This is a genomic window from Anaerophaga thermohalophila str. Valhall (assembly GCF_000250735.1).
Taxonomy (GTDB): domain Bacteria; phylum Bacteroidota; class Bacteroidia; order Bacteroidales; family Marinilabiliaceae; genus Anaerophaga; species Anaerophaga thermohalophila_A.
Map to the genome: position 1 here is coordinate 1 of NZ_AHZV01000016.1, position 5,954 is coordinate 5,954.

The window sequence follows — 5,954 nt, forward strand, 5'->3', positions numbered from 1 at the left end:
ACCATCTCATGACGAAAACTTATGAATAAAGCAGGTTAAAACTTTCTGTAGCTCTTTATTGGAAAGCTTTACAGAAGGGAATATTTTTATTCAATTTTGAATGACCTGTTTGGTTCTGGCTTGTCCAGGTTATGGGAACCGCAAATTTAACGAATTTAACGAATTGGGATTGGCATAGCCAATCTATAAAACTGCTATGCAGTTTTTAAAATTCGCATAATTCGTAAAATTCGCGGTTTATATAAATTTGCACCCAATCGAAAAAATTCTCAAATTGCATGTAGAAAAACAAAAACCAACGTTATGAAGAAACAATTCATTTTAGTAACACTGCTGTTTTTAGGAGCAGCTGTTTCATCAACAACACAGGCTCAGGGTAATTTTGCACTGGGGATTAAAGCAGGATACAACTCTTCAAAATTCCGAACCGATAATGCAAAAGACATAATCAGCGGAAACGAGTCTTATAGTTTTCAGGACATCAAAGACGAAGCAAAAGGCGGGCTAATGCTTGGCGCTTTTGCAAGAATAAAACTGGTAAATAATCTTTCATTTCAACCGGAGCTTCTCTATGTTAAAAAAGGTGGAGAAACCCAATTTACGGTAGATGGTGAAGAGACGAGCATCAGCACGACATATCACACCTGGGATATTCCTTTACTGGCACATTTAAAGCTGATTGACTTAAAACTATTAAATATTTACGGTATTGGCGGCCCGGTTGCATCCTTCACTGCCAGCGAAGACAATAAATGGAAAGATATTACAGACATCAGTAACTTTTCCGACAACATGAAAACCGCCCAGTGGAGTTTCCAGGCAGGCGGAGGTGTTGAAGTAGGAAGTTTCAACTTTGATGTCCGGTATTCATGGGGACTTGGCGATTCCTCAACCAAGCTGGAACGGGTTAATAATAACCTGACGTTGTCTATCGCTTATAAAATATTTGATTTTTGAGTCCACTCCTGCTGATCAAACACGATGACGCCCTTATTGCTTTTCCCGTCAATCAGAGTTGAAAATGGTTTTTCAAACCTTACATGTCTCACAAGGCCGGTTTCTTCTTCAGCAGGATGGCTGTCAAGAAAATCCATTTTAATGTGTCCTTCACCGATGGACGGGTTGACGGTAAGATAGCCAACCCTCAAAGAGGTCAGGTTTTGGAAAAAATGGGTGCCCTGGCTGGGTTCAACATGGTAATTCTCCAGTCCCATCTCAACAATTGTACGTGCTCCGGCAATCTGCCCCCACCTTACGGGCACGCCGAGCCAGGGGTCTTGTGAGCCCCAACGTCCCGGGCCTATCAACAGATAAGGGCGACTCTTTTTTTGCAGTTTGTCATTAATTTTCTCTATATGACCGGCTATTTCACGATTTAAGGATGGTTTAAATGTATCTGTCTTTACGTATACCACATCCTGAATATCATTCACTTCGCCGTTACCAAGAGCAGATTCCGAGTAAAGAAAACAATCTTTGGGATCATATTCAGACAAATCGGGTCCTATCGGGTTCTTGCTGCTGACGATCGGTCGTATCTGTAATAAATAAAAAACAGGTTTCGAATCGGGGGCCTGCATATCAACTGCAAATTCAATTTCTACAGGCTGCTTCATCTCATCCTGACCAATAGCCAGTATATTCCGGCATATTTCGGCCAGGGGAAAAGCATCGTATTTAAGAATATTGGCAAATGTTATCAACCGAACTCCGTCAGCCATCAATCCGTCCCTGATCATGTGATTTTGCATGTCGAAAACCGAAGCCAGCCACTTCAGAGAACCATCGTCCTCGGCATCACCGACATTGAGCTGTAGAATATTAATTCCATCATTGACAGAGGGTTCAAAGCGTCCGGCATCCAGATCGAGTGCAAAAAAAGTCTTCTGTGTCTCTCTAACCACCATTTCCGGTGTTGACAGCTGGAGCACTTTATGCGGAAATTTGGGAGAAAACCTTAAGGAAGCGCCTCCTTCGACAATTTGCCTGCCAAGGCCTAAAGCCACGTTAACAATACCATCTTCAGCTGTTTCGGGCGGAATGGGATAAAAATTAACGGATCGTGCCACTCCCGAAAATGTGGGATAAAATCTGTTTCCGTGAGGCTGCCCGACAACCTCCTGTAAAACTATTCCCATGCGTTCTTCATCAATAAGGTTGGTCGTACCCTCCATATATGCTTTACTCGATTTGTAATAGACCGAAGCATAAACGCATTTAATAGCATCCATTATCTGACCAACCATCTCTTCATCCCTGGAGGGTGCAATCATATAGGTGGTATAAATACCGGCAAAAGGCTGATAATGGCTGTCCTCCAACACACTCGACGATCGTATTGCAACGGGGCGTTGAACAACCTGAACAAACTTTAAAAGATCGTCGCGCAGGTGGGCTGGCAACTTACCTTTAATGAAATGCCGGAGGATCTCTTCGTCGGGCAGGTCCGACAATCCTACTGAATAAAGATCGTTCTCCTCCATGAAATTTTCAAAAACATCAATTCCCAACACGATGGTACGTGGTATCATAATGTTGGCATCGGGATGCTGATTCAGTTCGGGGTGTTTCTTTATAATAGAATTCAGAAAGGCAAGTCCCCGCGCTTTTCCGCCTATCGATCCCTGTCCGATGCGGGAAAAAGTCATATACTCATCATAACGGTCGCGATCGAAGGAAGCAATAACCCCCCGTCCCTTGCTTTTTCGAAATTCGGCAATGACCCTGATGAGTTTTTCCTTATGTGTAGACATGTCTACATCGTCGTCAACCTTCATTTCCCGAATCACATCTCCTATAGGGAACAGGGCTCTGGCGGTCAGCCATTTTGAAACATGGTCGCGTTTAAAGTGGTAAAGCAGAGACTCATCCGGAATTTCCATCAATTTATTCTGTAATTCCCTGAGATTACTGACCCGGGCAATTTCTTCCCCGGTTTTGGGATTGATAAAGACAAAATCACCAAAAGCAAGATAAGTATTCAAAAAATCTTTTAGTTCCTGAAGCAGAAATTTTGATTGTTTGTGAATAAATCCAACTTTCAGTTCTTTTGCAACTTCAGCAATCCTTGAGTCTGATGATTGCAGCATAAAGGGCATATAAGGATTGTCTTCCTTCACCCTTTTTGCAAGATTTATTCCGGCACCCTGTTCTTTGGTGCCTTCATGTTTAAAAGAGACATCAGAGATGATACCGAGCAAATTGCTCCGGTATTTATTGTAATAGGCTTCAGCCTCTTCATACGTCCTGGCCAGCAATATTTTTGGCCGGCCACGCATGCGCATCATTTTTTGATGCTCATTTAGCCCTTCCTGCATGAATTTTTTTGACTGCCTGAATACAATTTTATAGATAAGGGGCAGATAACTGGAGTAAAAACGCACAGAATCCTCTACCAGAAGAATACTTTGTACACCAATTTTATGAATATCGTGGTCAGCATTCATGCCATCCTCAATAAGCTTTATGATGGCCAAAAGAAGATTGGCATTTCCGAGCCAGCAGAAAACATAATCTATGGCGCTGGTATCTTCGCGCTCCAGTTGCATGGAGACTTCACGCGAAAAAGGGGTCAACACAACAATGGGTATTCTGGGATACGTTTCTTTAATTTTCCGGGAGAGAGAAAACGGATCCATTTCTCCGACACTGAGCATAGTAATAATCAGGTCAATTTTTTCTTCTTTGAGAACTTTAAAAGCTTCGCCTGCTGAAGAAACCTGTATGAAATGAGGGGGATACCTCAGGCTCAGGGAAACATATTCGTTAAACAACTGTTCATCGATACGTCCATCCTCCTCGAGCATAAAAGCATCGTATGAACTACATATCAGCAAAACTTTGTGAATCCGCTTTTGCATCAGCTGATCAAAAGCAGTCTCAGAGAAACGGTTGTGCACAGTATTGAATTCCATTATTAGTAGATATTGTTTCAGAGCAAGTTATAATCCGAAAAATCCAAACGATTAAAATAGTAAATAGAATCAACCCCGGCAAGCAGATAATATAAAAAAAGAGCTGAAGAAAATTCAGCTCTTTATAAATAATAAAAAAAAATTCAAAATCGAATTTACATAGGTACCTGCTCAACTTTTCTGGCAGAATAACTAATCTTCAATGCCTGAGCTTCTCTCAACGCCTGCTTCACCTCGGTAATAATGCCCATCGGTGTATCATAATCCGCTTTGATAGAAACGGTCATTTTAGATCTGTCGCTTTCCCTCATTGATTCACGCTCTTGTACGATGTAGTTTCGAATGTCTTCTACGGTGGCAAACTGATCGTTCAACTGCAACCTGGGCTCGGTACCAAAAGTGGACTGATATTGTCTTTGCGGTACACCCACGTAAATGTATGTAACCAAAGACTTCTTCTCCAGTTTGGTCAACTCGGTAGCTTCGGGCTGCTTGAGTTGAATTTTCAAAGCAACTTCTTTCATGGTCGTACTAACCATAAAAAAGAACAAAAGCATAAAAACGATGTCGGGTAGTGAGGCCGTATTGATCTGTTGCGGACCACCGCCTCTTTTCTTTCTAAATTTAGCCATCCTAATTTCCTCCTACGTTTTTAGGTTCAGCTTCGGAAATTTTCTGTGGATAAATATCCCGAATAGCTTCCTGTTTGTCTTCATCCAGTTCATCGAACTTCATGCCAAATTTTCGTTGAGCCAGCTCATCGCGCAATTCATTATATGCTGCGGCCAATTCATTCTGAACCGAAAGATACATCTGGTATTGGGTTCCCCTGTCATTTTGCAGTGATATAACACCTTTAGAAACGGGCACAACACCAAAATACGGAATTTCTTTTTCCTCCTTTTCCGGCAAGGTAGGATCATCCATCGGGTTCTCAATAAACTCTTTAGCAGCATCTCTGAGCTGACTCAAATCCATGGGTTCTCCTTCTACCAAAAGCCTGTTCTGGGCGTTGATAAGAACCTCAAACACGTTCCGCTCCTTAATTGGTGGCGGCGGCTCCTCATCCTCCGGAACCGGAGGTGGCAGCATCCGCGAAAGGCCGGAATCTGTGTCCATGGTTGTAGTTACAAGGAAGAAAATAAGCAGAAGAAAGGCAATATCTGCCATGGACCCTGCATTCACTTCCTGAATATCTCTTTTTCCCATAGAATTCTATTATTTTTTTCATGTAGAGAAGAAAAACGTCTTTTCTCCTCCTACAGAAACATATTGTTTACTTAAAAATACGGGACACCTCGGTATAAAGGATAGCTAACAATGCACCTCCCAGAAGGATATACATGCTGTAGAGGAAAGTATCCCCCATGATCAGCATGCTTGGAACATTGTCCGAACCCTTATATCCAACGAGTTGCAAAGGTGTGCCATCACCCATGCTATAAGAGATCACTGCAATAACCGCCAAAATTGCAATCGAAATAAGAGTTCTCATCGCAGTATGTGGATGAAGAATCAGATTTACAATTTCAAAAATAAATGTTATTGCGGCTGCTCCTATAAGCAATATCTTCCCCCAGTTCAATATTGACTCAGTGTATACAGGTGTTGTCATAGCAGCATCTTCCACTTCACCGCCGAAATAAAAGAGTCCTGCGAAAACAACTGTAACCCCAATGAGAAGATATAGAACTATATTCAAATATCTTGAAAGCTTAGTCATAATGACGATTATTTATTTTTCATATTATACTTAACCAGAATGTCCATCAACGAAATTGAAGCATCTTCCATAGAGTTCACAATACTGTCAATCTTAGAAACCAGATAATTGTAAAACACCTGGAGAATGATAGCAACAATCAGACCGGACACTGTAGTAATAAGGGCTACCTTAATACCACCGGCAACAGCAGTGGCAGAAACATCTCCCATAGCCTGAATGCTGTCAAAAGCATCGATCATACCAATAACTGTACCCATGAAACCGAGCATCGGGGGCAATGGCAATAAACAAAGAAATCCAGGTTAACCCTTTTT

The 5,954-nt window shown here is 41.8% G+C and carries 6 protein-coding genes; 1 reads left to right on the forward strand and 5 read right to left on the reverse strand.

Annotation, left to right across the window (positions count from 1 at the left end):
* Positions 1–303 precede the first annotated feature (303 nt).
* Positions 304–957 carry a porin family protein gene (locus OQ5_RS0100620; RefSeq protein WP_016775634.1) on the forward strand — a complete coding sequence of 218 codons (654 nt, stop codon included), beginning with the start codon at positions 304–306 and terminating at the stop codon, positions 955–957.
* Here the strand turns inward: OQ5_RS0100620 and OQ5_RS0100625 are convergent.
* From OQ5_RS0100625 to OQ5_RS0100645, 5 genes are all read right to left on the reverse strand, one after another.
* The gene (locus OQ5_RS0100625; RefSeq protein ID WP_016775635.1) at positions 936–3,914 is read right to left on the reverse strand and encodes a PEP/pyruvate-binding domain-containing protein; all 2,979 of its coding nucleotides are present in this window, start codon (positions 3,912–3,914) and stop codon (positions 936–938) included. The two genes, OQ5_RS0100620 and OQ5_RS0100625, sit on opposite strands and share 22 nt — an antisense overlap.
* 155 nt (positions 3,915–4,069) lie before the next feature.
* The gene (locus tag OQ5_RS0100630) at positions 4,070–4,546 is read right to left on the reverse strand and encodes an ExbD/TolR family protein (RefSeq protein ID WP_016775636.1); all 477 of its coding nucleotides are present in this window, start codon (positions 4,544–4,546) and stop codon (positions 4,070–4,072) included.
* A gap of 1 nt (position 4,547) precedes the next feature.
* Complete coding sequence (locus OQ5_RS0100635; protein WP_016775637.1) at positions 4,548–5,123, reverse strand: ExbD/TolR family protein; 576 nt, start codon at positions 5,121–5,123, stop codon at positions 4,548–4,550.
* Positions 5,124–5,190: 67 nt separating this feature from the next.
* Positions 5,191–5,637 (reverse strand): hypothetical protein, encoded by a 447-nt coding sequence (locus OQ5_RS0100640; RefSeq protein ID WP_016775638.1) that lies wholly within the window; start codon positions 5,635–5,637, stop codon positions 5,191–5,193.
* Between the two features lie 8 nt (positions 5,638–5,645).
* On the reverse strand, positions 5,646–5,897 hold the full coding sequence (locus OQ5_RS0100645; RefSeq protein ID WP_255297325.1) for a MotA/TolQ/ExbB proton channel family protein: 252 nt from the start codon (positions 5,895–5,897) through the stop codon (positions 5,646–5,648).
* Positions 5,898–5,954 lie beyond the last annotated feature (57 nt).